This window comes from Pseudovibrio sp. JE062 (genome assembly GCF_000156235.1).
Lineage (GTDB): Bacteria > Pseudomonadota > Alphaproteobacteria > Rhizobiales > Stappiaceae > Pseudovibrio.
This window is the reverse complement of record NZ_DS996806.1, coordinates 548,691-565,425: the sequence shown is the minus strand read 5'-3', so window position 1 is coordinate 565,425 and position 16,735 is coordinate 548,691. Positions and strand designations below refer to the sequence as shown.

Below are 16,735 nucleotides of genomic sequence, written 5' to 3'. Positions count from 1 at the left end.
TCAAACTAACATTGATAATATAAGTACTATTTATAATAGTAATTTTGACGGATAAATAACCCAGAAAAGTAGATTTCAAATAGACATTTTCGTCATAAAACTTAACATAATTCAATAGCACCAACAAGTACGCGTAGTGAATAACCAGCCACAACCAATCACCATGATTGATGTATAATGCGCACCGAGACTACCAAACAACCCCATCGACAACCGCCTCCATTCAACCGAAGCCTGCAACTTTGCGGTGTTCCAAGTTTGTCAGGAACACCGGAACCCGCTATGAAGTGAAGGCTTCGCACGTGTTCTATTGCAAGGCCTGCCTCCTTGCTGCAAAACACAAACTGCGAACTGATTTAAGTCTACCAGAGTGGGGAAGTGGGGGAATAAATGGCGGCGCAATGGTGCATCGGTCTCATGACCGGAACAGTGATGGACGGCAACGTCGACATCGCCATGCTGAAAACCGATGGCGAAACCATCGAGGAGTTCGGCCCCTATACTCTGGCAAGTTATCCCCCCGAAACCAATCAGCTGATCGCCGAAGCCATGGCCGCAGCTCAGGACTGGAACTTCGCAGCCGAAGAACCTGAAATTTTTTCACGAGCGGAAAAGGCTCTGAGTGAAGGTCAGGCCCACGCGATTTCACATTTCCTTTCAAAAAACTCCATTTCAACGCAAAATATTGCGTTAATCGGTTTTCACGGCCAAACCGTCCTGCACCGCGGTCCTAAAGATGGCCAGAAAGGCGCAACACGCCAGCTTGGCGACGGGCAAATCATCGCCGATAGCCTCGGCATTCCAGTCATTTACGACTTCAGAACGCAGGATATCGAAGCCGGTGGTCAAGGCGCGCCCCTCGCCGCCATCTACCATCAGGCCCTCCTGCGCAGCGCCGGCCTTTCGGACGATCCAACGGATACGGCCATCCTGAACCTCGGCGGCGTTGGCAACATCTCCTGGTGGGACGGGCATAACACCCTGATCGCTTTCGACACAGGCCCAGCCAACGCCCCCATAAACGACTGGATCAGCTCACACAATCGCGGTGACATGGACCGCGACGGCCTCATCGCCGCCAGCGGACAAGTGGACGAGACCCGCCTCCAGTCACTCCTCAAACACCCCTATCTCACAGAAGCCTTCCCCAAATCCCTCGACCGCAACAGCTTCACCAAAGACATGGCAACCGGCCTCTCTCTGGAAGACGGCGCAGCAACACTCACCGCCTTCTCAGCAAGTGCAGTCGGTAAAGGGTTGGACATGCTACCAAAACACCCTGCTCGCTTGGTCGCCTGTGGCGGCGGACGCAAAAACCCACAGCTTCTGAAGGAAATCGAAGCGCGTGCGAACGTAAAAATCGTGCAGGCAGAAGAACTTGGCTGGCGAGGAGATGCCGTGGAAGCAGAATGCTTCGCCTTCCTCGCCGCCAGATGCGACCGCAATTTACCGATCAGTTTTCCGGGAACCACAGGCGTTCCAACCGCCATGTCCGGCGGTACCAAAGCGCTACCGCACCAGACAACCAAGTGACCAGAACATAAAAAGATGGGAGCTCCTGCCGCCGCGCAAAAGCTCCCACCGACCTCTTGCTTAAGGCTCAAAAGGTCTCTGCTACAAATAGCTATAAGAAAAGGTAAGCAGTATATTCTGGTCGCAACATTGTAGATAATTGATATCTTGAGAGAATTTCAACCATCTGCAACACATTCAACATACTCGAAAGTTATTTTAACAAAAACCCCTCCGATCAACTGAAAAACAGACTGTTGCAAATCAGTACCTTGATGTTTATTCGAACACAAACAAGTAGTATTGCACAAATACACAACACAATACTTATAGTATCTATGTATTTTTGACAGCGCAAATCACGCCAGCAACGCCTAATCCCTTGGCAAACCGACGAGAAGCGACATAAAGGCAGTTTGAATTTTCAGAAAGTCATGCTACCTCCTTTTCAAGGGAGGAGCCGTCTTTGAAGAGAAGAACTATCAACCGCATCGCTTTTGTTTCCAGTGACACGCCAGAAGCACTTGCTGCACGCCAAGCTCTTGAAAAGATGTATGGATCTGCCTCACAAGATGAAGCAGACGTCATTGTCGCGCTTGGTGGCGACGGAGTTATGCTCTCTTGTCTACATAAGTTTATGAACACCGGCATGCCTATCTACGGCATGAATCGCGGTTCAGTCGGCTTCCTCATGAACGAATACCGCACCGAAAATCTCGTCGAACGCCTTGAAAAAGCAGAGATAACGCCTCTGCATCCTCTGAACATCGAGGCGATCGACAAAGACGGCAACGAGTTCACCGCTCGCGCAATCAATGAAGTATCCTTCCTGCGCAAATCACATCAGGCCGCCAAACTGCGCGTCTCCGTTGATGGACGCGTGCGCATGGAAGAGCTGGCCTGCGATGGCATTATTATTTCTACTCCCCAGGGCAGCACGGCTTATAACCTATCCGCCCATGGACCGATCCTGCCGATTGACTCGCCGTTAATGGCACTTACACCCATCAGCGCGTTCCGCCCAAGACGCTGGCGCGGCGCCCTGCTCTCTACGCAGAACACCGTGAAGATTGAGGCACTTGAGGCGGATAAGCGCCCAGTCAACGCGGCAGCTGATCACCGCGAGTTCCGCAATGTTATCAGCACCACCATCTATCAGGACGCAACCGCTGAAAGCTGCATAATGTTCGATCATGAACACAGCTGGGACGAACGTATCCTCTCAGAGATGTTTAAGTACTGAACCACACCCGTTTATGGCAGTCCCATGCCAAATATGTTATTAGAGACAACGTCGGGTTGGGATTGCCCATAAAACCGTTAGATATTATTACGAATTCGAAATATAATCGCGCCTACAGCAATGCAGGCTCAGGAATTGCGCAGGACAATGGCTTCTACAACTGGTTCAGATAAATCTTCTCAGGAACACATCCGCGTTCCCAACGACCTTTCCAAAAAAGTCCGGAAGATGTCGACCATCGAAGCAGCCAAGTTTGATCCGGTCAAAGCAGCTGAAGAAGCGATTGAAAAGCTCTCAGATAAATTTGAAAGCTGGATGGGCTCAGAAGTCGACTGCCTGAAGGAAGCCAACCAGGCAGCACAAGATGCTGATTTTACTGAAGAAACCTACGACAGCCTGTTCCGCTGCGCTCACGACATCAAAGGCCAGGCCGAAACTCTGGGCTTTCCGCTAGTCGGCCGCGTCGCAAACAACCTGACACTCCTGCTCGTCGCAGCCAAAGCGCAAGACACCTACCCGAAAGAGCTCATCGCCCAACACGTCAGTGCGATCAATGCAATGATTTCAGAAGACGCCCGCGATGATACCAACAAGCTCGGCGTAGCGCTTGTCTCACGTCTGGAAGAAGCCAGCGAACCACTCACTCAGCTCATCGATAGCTAATCGGAAACGAACTGAGTGGCTTAAGCAACGTCACTCAGCATTTCAGCAACACGAGTTCGCGCACTTTCACGAGCAGCCTCGTTGGAAAGACGATGCAGCAGATCCTGAAGATCACCCAGATCCTCAATACCCAGCTCATCTTCCAATGCAATCAGATCCCCCGCTACGATACGGGACTTGGACCAGTGATCGATCTGCATGTTCTCAACCCGCTGCCAACTGGCAATACACTCCTGAAACAGTGCATGTGTCCGATCCGGCAAACCAGCTGCTGAAAGCACCCGGCGCAGAGCAGGACTGAACGGTGTCGCCAGAGCATCGAAAACCTGATCTTCATCATACTCAGACAGACGCGACAGAGAGTTGGTGAGCAAGTTAAAACAACCAGTTACAGCAGCACGCAGCAGCAGAACGCTCGTCATCTGAGCAGACACCACCAAATGCTCTACCAATCCCTGAAGCTCCTTGTCAGAAGCGCTCCAGGCCAGTGAAATCGTCGAACGGTCCTGTGCATCAGCAACCAACTGCTCAGGCGCACGCATATTCCGCGCGCCCAGCACCTGTGGGTGATCACCAAGGCTTTCAGTATAACGACGCAGCATCATATGGCGGATCTGCAGCGGAACATCATCACGCGACATCAAAGCATCTTTAACGTCACGGCTTTCACCAAACCGCGCAACGATACGCTCCATACTGCTGGCAGTCAGCTCAGCTTTCTCATTGCTCAACAAAGCCGCACAGGCCTCTTCACAAGCAACCTCACAGATGGCAGCAGACAAGCCTACCGAGATATCAGGACGACTGGCCACAGCCACACAGCGCCTTGCAGACCCTGTCGCAACCAGATCAACCAGCTCTCCCTCCGGAATTTCCGTTGCACCAGAAAGTAACGGTAGAGCAACTTCATCCTCATCCACCAGCAAAGCAGAAATGATGTGTGCAGGCACAACCTTCGCAGCGCCAAACGCTTCTGCAAGGGCGACCCGAACGGCAACATCACGATCATCAAGCAGGAAGGTCAAAGCCGCTTCTGCTTCACTGTGTTCAGAGCCTTCAAGGTCAGAGTACAAGAACGCACGTGCCAAAGCACCAGCCGCCTGTGCGCGACTACCACTTGGCGCATACTGCACCCAATTCAGGAAACTCTTGATAATCATGGTACTCGGAAACCTGTATCCACCAACTATGGGTAGAAATAATTAATCATAATTCTTAAGGCTTCGTTCACCGCACCTGCAGTTTCTCGCAAAACGTGCTTTTTGAGAGATCAGAGCACCAAGACACACCTGTAAATCACAGGAGGCTAGACCTTCTTACTTAAGGACTTTCCGCTGGTTTGCGCTGGAGCGAGAAATTTCGTCAGGTCCAGAGGAGACCCGGAAGGACGCGCAACAGGTTTAGGTGCGACAAACTGCTGGCTGATGGATTCTTGCACTTCCACACCAGACCGCTTCGTCTCACTGACAGCTTTAGAGGCCGTCACAGCAGCTGCTTCATCAGTCCGGAACAAGGACTGGAATGGTGCTTCATTTTTGTCGACAGTCGTCGCCCGCCACGCCGTCAGAATACGGCTTTCAACGCGGTGGCTATCAATAGGCTTGGTAATCGGCCCTTTGCGCAGACCAACAGCAGGACGTTCAGCGCCGGCGATGGTCTCGTTAAACTGACCGACCAACCGATCATGAACGTCACTCACCGAACGAGGTTGCCCGTCCCTGCTGTAAAAGACTGCTTTGTTGGCCCGAGCCTGCAAGGGAAACAGATCAGCCGCTGGATGCTGAGGACGATCCTCTACCGCATTCAGCAAACGCAAACTGCCGTTCACACCTAGGAAGTGCGCCAGATACAACTCACCAGCCGATGGATCACGCCCAAGATTTGAAGAAAGCCCGGATGCATTATCTTTCGCCAACGCACCAGCAACCAGAGATGAAATCTCCGGATCATGACGAAGGTCCAACAGCTGTTGCTTCAGGTGTTTGTTATCCACCCGGTACTTGCCGCTACCATCCACGCGAATGTGCTGGGCATAGTCTCCAAGTCCCAGTTCCTCACCATTTTTCTTGAGAGTTTCAAGCCAGGTCGACTCGATAAACTGAAAAAGGCCGGACGCAGAAGACGTCTTGGCTTTGGCATTGGGATCAAAGGAGGATTCACGGGCAGCAGCTTGCAGCAGGAAATCAAAGGACGTACCCGTTTTGGAACTGGCCTTTTGAAAAGCCAACTCAATACGCCCAGCTATGGAAGGATCGCCTGCAACCTTCACTAGAATCTGCCCCCTATAATACCATTAGTTAATATCTCTTAATATTAGTTAACAAATAGTTAACTTTTAAATATGCCCTACTGAAATCACTGAGTTATTTGAGCTAAAATAGAGTTTTCGCATATCACGATCGCTGCCAATTATGCTTTACAATTCAATTTCTGATTGGATTCGGAGAAAGCCAATGAACTGTCTGCTCAAAACCACGGCATCGGCAATCGCTCAAAGCAAGGACTTCACGGCGCACGCAGAGCTGGCCTATGCCATTTTGCCAGAAAAGCCAGCCAGAGAAGTCGACCCTTATGGCTCACCTGACGCATTGGCGCAGCTCAGCAAGCAGAACCACCTCTACTTCGTGCTCAATGATCCGTCAGAAAACACCATCCTGTCGACACTCAAACCATACACTGATGTAAAACAGAATGGTGTGATCCCGACCTTCGTCAAATCAGCAGCAGACATTGAGCGCCTGCACGCAATCCTGTCGGTTTATGAAGCGGAACACGGGCTTCAGGATGGATCGCTCAAAATAATTCCAGAGCTTGGCAGATTCCCGTCCGCATTCACGGCCCTTGCAAACCTGAATGGCATAAGCCCGCGCCTCTCCGCACTTTGCTGGAATGAAGAGGTGCTGAAAATCGCACTGGCGGCAAAACACTCACGGGATGAGCAAGGCCAGCTCTTCCCACCATTCGAGCACGCTCGCACGCAATGCCTCTTTACCGCAAGAGCAGCCCACCTGCTCCCGCTAGACACCGCAGTGCCATCTCATCTACCAAGAGCCAAAATGCTGGAGTTGATTGAGCTGGTCGCCACACAAGGCTTTGCTGGCAAAACAGCAAACTCAACGGAAGAAGCACACCTGATACAACAAGTTTTTGCGGCCCAATGAAAAAGGGCGCCGAAGCGCCCTACTCTCAGACTTTTTCCGGAAGCGCCGGTCGATCCATCTGAAACACTGAATCAACCACCGAATAATCCATATAGCCCAACCGCGCCAATGGCTTCATTTTCGCCACATTGAGCATGCCGTTTTCCAGCACACTCTCGTCGATATGCACACCAACAACCTGACCCAGTATAAGCCAGCTGCTGGTCTCATTTCCGTCAATATCGATCAGGCGCTGCACATTGACCAGCTTACATTCCAACGCAGTTTTCGCTTCCAAAACACGCGGCGCAGCAACCAGTTTTGACGCCTCTGCAGTCAGGCCGGAAAGTTCGAACTCATCGACGTCAGAACCCACCATCGCAGAGGACTGGTTCATCGCATCTGCCAGATCCAGCGTTGCCTGGTTACAAACAAACTCACCCGTCTCTTCAATGTTGCGAATAGAATCCTTGTAGCCGCTGGAACCGATCACCACCATCGGAGGCGTATCGCAGACAGCGTTGAAGAAGCTGTAAGGTGCCAGATTTTTCACACCGTCTTTGGAGACAGTTGAAACCCAACCAATCGGACGCGGCGCAACGATGGCCTTGAATGGATTGTGCGGCAACCCATGCGGCTTATTTGCTTCATAAAACATAGACTTATCTCAGTTCCTACGCATCAACACCGGATGGAGCGCTCTGAAAATATTCGGTCAATTGGGCTACATCAGGCCGTGGACGTTCATTTGGAACGACACTCGGGCTTCCAATATGAATGAAGCCTGCAAACCGCTCACCCTCACGAGCACCCAGATGTGCAGCAGCTTCATCATCAAAAGCATACCACTCTGTCAGCCACTGACCAGCAAATCCCATTGAGAAACAAGCATTAAGCAGAGACACACAAACGGCACCAACTGCCAGCTCCTGCTCCCAGACCGGCACTTTATGCTCACGGTTTGGAGAAGAAAGAACGCCAATAACCAGCGGCGCACGCTTGAAACGCTCCAGCTCCATCGCCTTTGTGTTCTCTCCAAGCGGCCCCTGACGCTTCTCAGCAATTTCAGCAAGCTTCTCACCAATAGAGTCCGCCTGTGAATTGTCATAGATAACAAACCGCCAAGGAGAAATTTTCCCATGATCCGGCACACGACATGCCATCTCAAGCAGCTCAGAAATTTGTGCTTGATCAGGGCCAGGATGTAGGAGTGTTGCAGCGAGATGAGAGCGACGAGTTTTCAGAAAACTCTTCAGTTCTGGAAGGTCTTTGATTTCCACGGTCTCGATTCTTTTCAGGATTTCAAGGATTAAAGCTACGCAATAGTCCTATACAGAATATCAACTGTGTCAATTAAAGGATGGTCTTGCCCCATTCTTGCCACATTGCCTACCAATCCCCAACCCACTGAGTAAAAATTTATAAAACACTTCCAAAACACAGTTTGTCACTGTAATCTGATTTCACTCGGGCTGGTGACGGTTTTGTATTTACTGTCGCACATGGGTAACACTTTCTGAAGTAGTAGCGAGAGCACACGTGAAGTTAGAGCGGATATCGACGTTCAACAAAGCGCTACAACGCGCAGCCGCCGCCACAGCATTTTGTGCTGGGTTGGCATTGCTTGGAAACGCCGCTCAGGCTGCAGGACCTATTCCTGTTTCCAAACCCGCTTTGCCGTTCTCTAAGGAAGTGCTGGATCTGGCCGCCAAGCCAGAAAAGACCATTGCACCTCCAATCAGCTATGACCCACTCAGCGGATATCAGGGCCAGTCTCTTGCACCAACACTGGGCACGAGCTTCCTGCCATACGCACCACCAGCAGTCAGCGCTGAACAGGCACCAATCGGTGCACAGCCTGTGCTCTATCTGGTTGCCAAGCTGGCTGAGGGAACACCAAACCTCACACGTGGTTTGAAGTGGCGCGTATACTCTTCAAAAGAAAATGCCGACGGCTCCCTAAACATGGTCGCATCCTCACAGGATCAGGATGCAGAGTTCCGTCTCGATCCGGGCACCTATCTGGTTCACACCTCTTTTGGCAAAGTCACAGCAACAACACGCTATGAACTCAAGAGCGGCGTGAAGACCGGCACCATCATTCTGAACGCAGGTGGCATTCGTCTGGATGCAGCCCTTGGCAATGATCAGAAGATGCCGCGTGAAGATGTGCGCTTCAATATCTATGACATGACTTACGACGCAACAGGCGACCGTGGCCTCATCGCATCAGGCATCAAGCCGGGCGAACTTGTCCCTGTGAGCGCAGGCACCTACCACGTCGAAAGCCGCTACGGCGACATCAATGCTGTTGTGCGGGCTGACATTCACGTGCAGGCTGGCAAGTTGACGGAAGCCACTCTCTACCACCAGGCAGGCAACATCACGTTGAAGCTGGTGAGCGCCAAGAACAAAACGTCTCTGGCCAACACCTCCTGGACCATCCTGTCACCAGGTGGCGACACGGTTGCAAGCGGCAACGGCGCATTCCTCGATCTGACACTCGCGGCTGGCACCTACACCGTCATGGCACGCAACAATGGCGAGATGTACCGCGATGAGTTCACCGTGAACCCAAGCGTGAACAACGTAGAAGTGGAAGTACTTGCAGAGAACCCGATGTAAGACAAGACCGCAGCAATAATGACCAAGGCGCCAGACACGGCGCCTTTTTTGTTGGCCTGCTAACGCCCTAAGGCAGATAAAAAGTCTCAGACTTTGTAGTCTCTGCCTCTTGGCGCAAATCCAGAACAGCCGCCTGCAACTGATCCATCATTTGCCGCTGGCTCTCACATGTCTCCAAAGCCTCATAGGGGATCGGATCTCCAATCCGCGCCAAAATTGTCTCCCCCAGAATGCTCTTGAACTCGCGGATCAACAGAGACAAGCGCAAGCTCAGTGAAAAGCGGCTGACCAGATGGAACAGCGGTGAGTTCTGCCCCTCAAAATAAACCGGCAATACCGTCGCCCGGGCACTCCTGATAAGCTTTGCACTGAACGTCTTCCACGGCAGCTCTTCCGCACGACCAAAGGGCTTCACAGCAGTCGCAACACCACCACCAGGAAAGATAACAATCGTCACCCCTTCCTGTAGCAGCCTCAACGCCTCTTGCCGTGTCTTCAGATTGGTTCGCAGAGCGTCTTCTGTTTCTTCAAAATCAACCGGCAATGCAAAAGGCCTTACCTCAGGCACCTTCAGCAGTTCATTATTGATGAGCACGCGGTAAGGACGGTTCAACTGCTCGGCAAGCGAAAGGATCGCAATTCCATCAGCAATGCCATAGGGATGGTTCGCAATCAGCACCAGCGGCTTACCGTCCAAATCAGAAGGCGGCCAGCAATGACCGGTGCAGTCAACACGCAGATCAATCAGATCCAGCAAGTCCCGCCAGAGGGCTTGGTCCGAAACAGAGCAGTCACCCCGCCAGACCTCATAAAGATCCAGCAGCCTCTTGCGACCGCAGAGCCCTTCAATGCTTCGGATTAGCCATCGCTTCAATAGAGGATGGCCATCATTGGCATAGCTTAAATCCGCGTGGTTCACCGCTAACCTCACTTCACTCGCCCAGCTTTTCTGTGAGCTGGCTTTGTAAGCTTTCGCAAACTTACGTGAACATTAGGCGACAGTGAGGCCAAAAAAGAAAAGGCTGGCAACGCAAACACGCTGCCAGCCTTTCAAATCAGTGTTCCTCTAAAGATCAGGAAGCCTGCTCTTTAAGGTCAGGTGCCGTAGCCTCGTCACGCAAGCTTGCAACAGCCTCATCCAGAGTCATAGCAGTCTGATTGCGCGAACCAAGACGACGGATGCTTACAGTCTTCTCTTCCGCTTCACGCTTACCAACAGCGATAATCACTGGGATCTTAGCATGTGAGTGCTCGCGAACCTTGTAGTTGATCTTCTCGTTACGAAGATCCAGCTCACCACGCAGACCAGCCTTTTTCAGCGCAGCATGCACTTCCTTCGCGTAGTCATCAGCGTCAGAAGTAATCGCCGCAACAACAAAGTGCTGAGGTGCCAGCCACAGCGGGAAGTGACCTGCAAAGTTCTCGATAAGGATGCCAAGGAAGCGCTCCAGAGAACCACAGATCGCACGGTGGATCATCACCGGCTGCTTCTTCTCACCATCACTGTCCACGTAGAACGCACCGAAACGCTCTGGCAGGTTGAAGTCCACCTGAGTGGTGCCACACTGCCATTCACGGCCAATCGCATCACGCAGGGTGTATTCGAACTTAGGACCGTAGAACGCGCCCTCACCTTCCAGAATGCCGGTCTTGATCTTACCGCCAGAGTTCGCTTCGATCTCCTTCAGCACTTCACCCATCACAGCTTCAGCGTGATCCCAGACTTCGTCAGAACCAACACGCTTTTCAGGACGTGTGGAGAGCTTCACAACGATCTCTTCAAACCCGAAGTCCTTGTAAACGGACATGATCAGGTCGTTGATCTTGTGACATTCTGCAGCCATCTGCTCTTCAGTACAGAACACATGCGCATCATCCTGCGTAAACGCACGAACACGCATCAGGCCATGCAGCGCACCAGATGGCTCATAACGGGAAACCGCGCCAAACTCAGCCATACGCAGTGGCAGATCACGATAGGACTTCAGGCCATGCTTGAAGATCTGCACGTGACCAGGACAGTTCATCGGCTTGATCGCGAAGACACGGTGATCTTCGGTCTCAGTCGCGAACATGTTCTCGCGGTACCACTCCCAGTGACCGGAAGTTTCCCAAAGAGCCTTATCCAGGATCTGCGGCGCATTCACTTCCTGATAGTCATCTTCCAGACGACGGCGCATGTAGTTGGTCAGGTTCTGGAACAGCTGCCAACCTTTGTGATGCCAGAAGACAACGCCCGGACCTTCCTCCTGGAAGTGATAGAGATCCATCTCACGGCCCAGCTTGCGGTGGTCGCGCTTCTCAGCTTCCTCAAGCATATGGAGGTAAGCCTTCAGATCTTTATCGCTAGACCATGCAGTGCCGTAGATGCGGGTCAGCATCTCGTTGTTTGCATCACCGCGCCAGTATGCACCAGCAACCTTCATCAGCTTGAAAGCCTGACCGATCTGACCAGTGGACGCCATGTGCGGACCACGGCAAAGGTCAAGCCATTCACCCTGCTTGTAGATCTTGACGGTTTCATCCTCAGGGATCGCATCAACAAGCTCAACCTTGTAGTCTTCCCCTTTGGCAGCAAAGTAATCTTTTGCTTCGTTGCGGCTCCAGATCTCTTTGGTGAACTTCGCATTCCGCTGAATGATCTGCTGCATCTTCTTTTCGATTTTCGGCAGGTCTTCAGTGGTAAATGGCGTATCGCGCTTGAAGTCGTAGTAGAAGCCGTTCTCGATAACAGGACCAATTGTAACCTGCGTCTCAGGCCACAGTTCCTGCACAGCTTCCGCCATCACGTGCGCCGCATCGTGGCGGATCAGCTCCAGCGCACGTGGGTCATCACGGGTTACGATTTCAATCGCAGCATTCGTTTCAATAGGATCAGAAAGATCGCGCAGTTCACCATCAATTGCGACGGCAACAGCTTTTTTCAAGAGAGATTTGGAAATGCTCCCTGCAACATCAGCGCCGGTGGAACCAGCGTCATATTCGCGAACGGAATTGTCAGGGAAAGTCAATTGAAGCATATCAATTCTCCAGCTCACTCCTGCAAACAAGGCAGGTAAGCGGTTTGGTGTTAATCATGGGTTGCCTGAATAACCAATTCTAAAGGACGCGTCCAGATGAATCTGGGGCAGTTCAACTCTGTTTTCCGCGGGCACTGACACGTAATCGACAGGTTACACACCATGAATTATTACGGGCTAGCAAGGGTTTAGCTGGCCTTACCCGCTCCACCTCCTCATACTGCTGACCAGAACAGGATTCGCAAACTCCATCACAAGGAATGCATGACGCACACTCTACCAGCTGTCAGGAGCTGAGCATGACCACGCCAAAGCCAAAGCTCTACTTTGACTTGACCACATTGAGGCAGAACAGATCCACCTCACTACAGGCCAACGGCGTCACCAGAACGCTCTACGAGACAGCAAAGCGGTTCTATAAAGACGACATCGAAGTCACCTTCATCTGTCATGACGCCCGCAAAAACGAATATGTGAGCGTGCAAGCTGATCCATTGTTCGCATCAGATGACCTGAACCCCGCATGCCTACCTGATTTGCTGGGCGCTCCCGTCAAAGCATTCCGTTCTGAAAAATACAGAAACCGCAAACTCAAAGGCCTGTTTCACAAGCTCAGGCACACACTCCGCGCACGCGCCAATGAGACCACCGGCGCTTATGATGGCGAAGCACTGCAAGAACCCCTCACAGATATCGACGCCCCGTTCCTCTCACTGGGAAACCTGGAAGAAGCACGGCGACTGACAGAATATGTGAAGAGCCGCGCACCCTATGTGCCCGTCTATGTCATGATCCACGACATCTCTCCGTTACGCCTCAACGATCCTGAGGAGGATCTCGGTGCAAAGCTCTGGCTGGAGCATCTGAGACGAACAGTCACCACAAGGCCACACGTAATCGCCAACTCCGAATATACGCGCAATGACCTTCTGAAGTTCCTCGCAGAGCAAAAGCTCCCTTCTCCGCAAAGCACCAGTGTTGCGCATCTGGCCCACGAATTTCAGGAGGCAGAGCCAATCTATCCTCTGCGCCAACGACCCGAGCACGGTTTCTTCTTGTTGCTTGGTGACATTCGCTACCGAAAGAACGCAAAGCTGGTCTTTGACGCATATCTGCATATCGTGGAGCAAGACGAGAACGCACAACTGCCTCAACTCATATGTGCAGGAGCAATCCCCAACGGCGCATTTGCCAGCCTCAACAAGGATCAGAAATACACCCCTATCGGCAAGTTCGTGACGATTGTCCAGTCACCAACAAACGCAGAGCTGACAGCACTATATAAAGAAGCAATCGCACTGGTTTACCCAAGCTTGTTTGAAGGGTATGGCCTACCAGTCGGCGAAGCACTCTGGATGGGCACACCCGTACTGGCCTCAAACGCAACCTCAATTCCGGAAGTTGGCGGAGATCATTGCCAATACTTTGATCCGCACAACGCAGAAGAGCTGGCCACTTTGATCCAGTCGACGATCCAGTCAAAAGAGGCTTTACGCGCAGAACTGCCAGCGAGAGACGAACTTCGTCAATGGCAGAATGTGCAACAGGATATCTGGAAGATTATTGCAAACAACAGCACACCACCGGACAAACGCTCATCCGGCGCTGAGAGCAAACAGCATAGACTGGAAGAAACTTAATTCGGCTTTGGTTTGGCGTGATCGCGCTTGAAGATCTTCACCAGCTGGAAGTACTCACAAACGAGCTTCATATCAGGAGCATAAACGCCGTTGCGTTCAAAGAACTCGCGATGACCTTCCTGCCAGTATTCAAGGCTCAGGTCGCCTTCACCTTCCAACACAGCCCAGACTTCATCAATCTCGTTAAACTGACGCACATCAACAGTCACCATCTCGATGACACAGGCTGCCTGCCCTTTACCATCCAGAATAACGTACTGATCGCCCGGCTGCGGAAGTGGCTCTCCATCCTTTTCATAGGAATGCAGGTCACCGCAGGTTGCTGTCTTTGTTCCATTCAGAACAAGCTCAAGCAAACTGTCAGCCAGCTCAGGGCTGTCACCAAATGCAAAACTAGGTAGATGATCGAATTCTTCAGAAGACATGCGCTTCCACCGTAACTGTTTGATTTCATGAAAAGAAAGAAAGGTGGTGGAGGAGGTTGGATTCGAACCAACGTAGGCATAGCCAGCGGATTTACAGTCCGCCCCCTTTAGCCACTCGGGCACTCCTCCGTCGCATTGGCCAAGTTGGCCGCGCCGTGTGAGGACGGGTTATCTTCATTTGAGGCCCTCTTGTCAACGCCCCTTTGAAATTTGAGTTGGGAAAACATCGGAAAAAACGTTTTTAGCCGGCAATCTGTGAACAACACCCCACTCCAGCAGATTTAACTAGGGGTATTTACGTAGTCACCATCGCGAAAATTTCACGAATTCCCACGTCTGCAAGTAGCGCTTTGTTAAGCCAAGGACGGGGAACCACTGCTGGTTGCTGGACGCCTTTCTACATTAAGCCATTATCTTCAAACGAAATTATGAGTTTCTGTAGTGGAGTGCACATCCCGAAGATCATCAAAGGCGTCCAAATGAGCAGGCATTGGCTTCCAACTCATATCATCGTTCTGGGACTATCCATCTCAGCATGGTCCTTCCCTTCTCCCGCGCAGATGTTCAATGAACCATCTCTGGGAACCTCAGGAAGTGTTGAGGAAGAAGACAGCACAGCTCAGGACGATCCTTCAATGATGTCCGGCATGCCTGACTATCCGATGAGCAACCAATCCATGATGCCTGCTCCACCTGTCACCACACAGAAACCTGATAATGAGGCAACCCAGCAAGATCAGGAAGACGACGACAAACGCTGATCTTCTTTAAATGGCCAGATAACAGAATTGAAACAGGAGAATACAATGAGAACCCCAGCCCTCCTGAGCGCCACTGCGTTTTTCCTTGTTCAATCAGCCAGCTTAACCACAGCCCAAGTCCCAGGTGACGGACCGCCCGTACCCACGAGCAAAAGCCTTCAGAACGAAATTCATACGCTTGCTGAAACCGGCAGCAATACGTCTGCTGTCAAAACTGCAGAACAATGGCTCGGTAAGTCCCTTAATTTTGCATGGAGCATCACCAAGGATGGAGCTGAGGCCATCGAAGAAAAGTTCACCGCCTTCATCTGCAATGCGAAAGCTCTGGCCTGGAACACCACCTCACAATTCGGCAAAAGTAAGGGCACCGCAACCTACACCGTACAGCAGATCACACCAGACATCACTCAGATCTCATGGAAAGATAATCCGCAGGAGTCCAATCTGGGATGGGTGTGGACACTCGATGAAGCCAGCGGCAAGGCTTATGGCGTGGTCGTCAACTCACAGCCCTACGAAAACCTTGCAATTGAAGGAGAATTCGCCGTTCTTCCGGTACCAACAGCCGAAGAAAAAACCGAGTTCAGCTGCCCTTAAAAATCAGGCGGTCTCAATCCTTCAGATCAAAACGTGTCTTAGGATCAATATGATCACCGTTCCAATGGCCATACCGCCATGGCAGATACCATCTTGATGTCTTGGGTAAGCTGAGCGGAACCGGGTCATATCCGCTCGCACCATATGGATTGCAGCGGATAATCCGCGACAACCCAATCCAGCCGCCGCGCCAAAAACCAAACCGTGTCATGGCTTCCGCTGTATAATGAGAGCAGGAAGGCTGATAACGGCAGGCCCGTCCCAAAATCAGTGACAGGCTGTGCTGATAAATCCAGATAAGCCCAATCCCAAACCGCGCCATCAGGCTGGCAGGCCTCTCTTTGGGGAGCGGATCGGGCTTACACATAACAAAATGCCTTAGGCAACAGCAGCTTCAACATCATCAAGCGCTTTCACCAACGCCTCAAACGCAAGCATAGTGGATGCATGGCGCGCTTTATAGTCACGCACTGGCTCAAGGAAAGAAAGGTCAGCAAAGCGACCGGTCGGCACAGGGCCGTTATCCTTCAGCATCGCGTGCAGCTGCGCATAAGCCTCCCGCACGTCTGCTGGTGTCGCCCCAATAACATGCTGGCCCAGAATGGAGGCTGAAGCCTGTCCCAGAGCACACGCTTTCACGTCCTGCGCGAATGAGGTTATTAGACCATTGGCTACACAAACCTCAACACTCACCGTCGAACCACAGAGCCGCGAGTGTGCTTTTGCCTGAGCCTGCGGGTTATCAATATGCCCCAGCAGAGGAATATTCCCTGCAAACTCAAGGATCTTAGTATTGTAAATGTCGTCCAACATGCAAAACTCTGGCTACTCTTCTCACGCCCGCTTTATAACCTAAAGCGAGCTTGGATCACTCACTAATAAGGGAAGACCCTTTCCTAACCAAGACATCTATCTTATATAGGTGGTGCTGCCGAGACCTTGCTAGAGGTCAAAAGCGGAATATCGCAATCTAGCACACATTACCTAGAAGAAACCATAGGTGCCAATTTATTGGCGGTCTAAACGGGTTGTCGCAGATTATACCCTGCGCCATACTCACATCTCCTTAGGTAAGCTGTAGATTTGCGTATGACAATGGGAAGAGCCTG

17 protein-coding genes and 1 tRNA gene are annotated in these 16,735 nt (G+C 51.6%); 8 read left to right on the top strand and 10 right to left on the bottom strand.

Annotation, left to right across the window (positions count from 1 at the left end):
* Positions 1-390 precede the first annotated feature (390 nt).
* The 3 genes from PJE062_RS06945 (at position 391) to PJE062_RS06935 (ending at position 3,418) form a co-directional block, all read left to right on the top strand.
* Positions 391-1,533, top strand: coding sequence for an anhydro-N-acetylmuramic acid kinase (locus PJE062_RS06945; protein WP_008548011.1), 1,143 nt, complete (start codon positions 391-393; stop codon positions 1,531-1,533).
* A gap of 445 nt (positions 1,534-1,978) precedes the next feature.
* Positions 1,979-2,755: an NAD kinase gene (locus PJE062_RS06940; protein WP_008547778.1), complete on the top strand. Its 777-nt coding sequence runs from the start codon at positions 1,979-1,981 to the stop codon at positions 2,753-2,755.
* Between the two features lie 147 nt (positions 2,756-2,902).
* A complete protein-coding gene (locus tag PJE062_RS06935) occupies positions 2,903-3,418 on the top strand; it encodes an Hpt domain-containing protein (RefSeq protein ID WP_008547517.1) in 516 nt (171 codons plus the stop codon).
* A 20-nt stretch (positions 3,419-3,438) separates the two neighbouring features.
* On the opposite strand, the gene PJE062_RS06930 is transcribed toward PJE062_RS06935, so the two are convergent.
* Together PJE062_RS06930 and PJE062_RS06925 are read right to left on the bottom strand one after the other, a co-directional pair.
* Positions 3,439-4,578: a DUF2336 domain-containing protein gene (locus PJE062_RS06930; protein ID WP_008547875.1), complete on the bottom strand. Its 1,140-nt coding sequence runs from the start codon at positions 4,576-4,578 to the stop codon at positions 3,439-3,441.
* A gap of 146 nt (positions 4,579-4,724) precedes the next feature.
* Positions 4,725-5,687: a transglycosylase SLT domain-containing protein gene (locus PJE062_RS06925; RefSeq protein ID WP_008547779.1), complete on the bottom strand. Its 963-nt coding sequence runs from the start codon at positions 5,685-5,687 to the stop codon at positions 4,725-4,727.
* A gap of 184 nt (positions 5,688-5,871) precedes the next feature.
* Here PJE062_RS06925 and PJE062_RS06920 point away from each other — a divergent pair, with 184 nt between their 5' ends.
* Entirely contained in the window at positions 5,872-6,579 is a 708-nt protein-coding gene (locus tag PJE062_RS06920) for a citrate lyase subunit beta (protein WP_008547695.1), read from the top strand.
* 25 nt (positions 6,580-6,604) lie between these two features.
* Here the strand turns inward: PJE062_RS06920 and PJE062_RS06915 are convergent, their stop codons facing one another.
* Positions 6,605-7,216 carry a flavin reductase family protein gene (locus PJE062_RS06915; protein ID WP_008548043.1) on the bottom strand — a complete coding sequence of 204 codons (612 nt, stop codon included), beginning with the start codon at positions 7,214-7,216 and terminating at the stop codon, positions 6,605-6,607.
* A gap of 16 nt (positions 7,217-7,232) precedes the next feature.
* The gene (locus tag PJE062_RS06910) at positions 7,233-7,838 is read right to left on the bottom strand and encodes a nitroreductase (protein ID WP_014286370.1); all 606 of its coding nucleotides are present in this window, start codon (positions 7,836-7,838) and stop codon (positions 7,233-7,235) included.
* 259 nt (positions 7,839-8,097) lie between these two features.
* Here PJE062_RS06910 and PJE062_RS06905 point away from each other — a divergent pair, with 259 nt between their 5' ends.
* Positions 8,098-9,183: a hypothetical protein gene (locus PJE062_RS06905; RefSeq protein ID WP_008548002.1), complete on the top strand. Its 1,086-nt coding sequence runs from the start codon at positions 8,098-8,100 to the stop codon at positions 9,181-9,183.
* A 67-nt stretch (positions 9,184-9,250) separates the two neighbouring features.
* On the opposite strand, the gene PJE062_RS06900 is transcribed toward PJE062_RS06905, so the two are convergent.
* Positions 9,251-10,102 (bottom strand): 1-acyl-sn-glycerol-3-phosphate acyltransferase, encoded by an 852-nt coding sequence (locus tag PJE062_RS06900; RefSeq protein ID WP_008548024.1) that lies wholly within the window; start codon positions 10,100-10,102, stop codon positions 9,251-9,253.
* 154 nt (positions 10,103-10,256) lie between these two features.
* Positions 10,257-12,203 carry a threonine--tRNA ligase gene (thrS, locus tag PJE062_RS06895; protein ID WP_008547381.1) on the bottom strand — a complete coding sequence of 649 codons (1,947 nt, stop codon included), beginning with the start codon at positions 12,201-12,203 and terminating at the stop codon, positions 10,257-10,259.
* Positions 12,204-12,502: 299 nt separating this feature from the next.
* Between thrS and PJE062_RS06890 the strand changes: the two genes are divergently transcribed.
* Positions 12,503-13,843 (top strand): glycosyltransferase family 1 protein, encoded by a 1,341-nt coding sequence (locus PJE062_RS06890; protein ID WP_008547899.1) that lies wholly within the window; start codon positions 12,503-12,505, stop codon positions 13,841-13,843.
* Here the strand turns inward: PJE062_RS06890 and PJE062_RS06885 are convergent.
* Together PJE062_RS06885 and PJE062_RS06880 are read right to left on the bottom strand one after the other, a co-directional pair.
* Positions 13,840-14,268, bottom strand: coding sequence for an ASCH domain-containing protein (locus PJE062_RS06885; protein WP_008547781.1), 429 nt, complete (start codon positions 14,266-14,268; stop codon positions 13,840-13,842). The two genes, PJE062_RS06890 and PJE062_RS06885, sit on opposite strands and share 4 nt — an antisense overlap.
* Before the next feature lie 44 nt (positions 14,269-14,312).
* Positions 14,313-14,397 (bottom strand) — tRNA-Tyr (locus PJE062_RS06880).
* A 350-nt stretch (positions 14,398-14,747) separates the two neighbouring features.
* Between PJE062_RS06880 and PJE062_RS06875 the strand changes: the two genes are divergently transcribed.
* On the top strand, positions 14,748-15,029 hold the full coding sequence (locus tag PJE062_RS06875) for a hypothetical protein (RefSeq protein ID WP_208982198.1): 282 nt from the start codon (positions 14,748-14,750) through the stop codon (positions 15,027-15,029).
* A 45-nt stretch (positions 15,030-15,074) separates the two neighbouring features.
* Positions 15,075-15,626: a hypothetical protein gene (locus tag PJE062_RS06870; protein ID WP_008548026.1), complete on the top strand. Its 552-nt coding sequence runs from the start codon at positions 15,075-15,077 to the stop codon at positions 15,624-15,626.
* Positions 15,627-15,639: 13 nt separating this feature from the next.
* Here PJE062_RS06870 and yidD read toward each other — a convergent pair whose 3' ends face one another.
* Together yidD and PJE062_RS06860 are read right to left on the bottom strand one after the other, a co-directional pair.
* Positions 15,640-15,993 carry a membrane protein insertion efficiency factor YidD gene (yidD, locus tag PJE062_RS06865; protein ID WP_008547431.1) on the bottom strand — a complete coding sequence of 118 codons (354 nt, stop codon included), beginning with the start codon at positions 15,991-15,993 and terminating at the stop codon, positions 15,640-15,642.
* An 11-nt stretch (positions 15,994-16,004) separates the two neighbouring features.
* A complete protein-coding gene (locus PJE062_RS06860; protein WP_008547566.1) occupies positions 16,005-16,439 on the bottom strand; it encodes an iron-sulfur cluster assembly scaffold protein in 435 nt (144 codons plus the stop codon).
* Between the last annotated feature and the right edge of the window lie 296 nt (positions 16,440-16,735).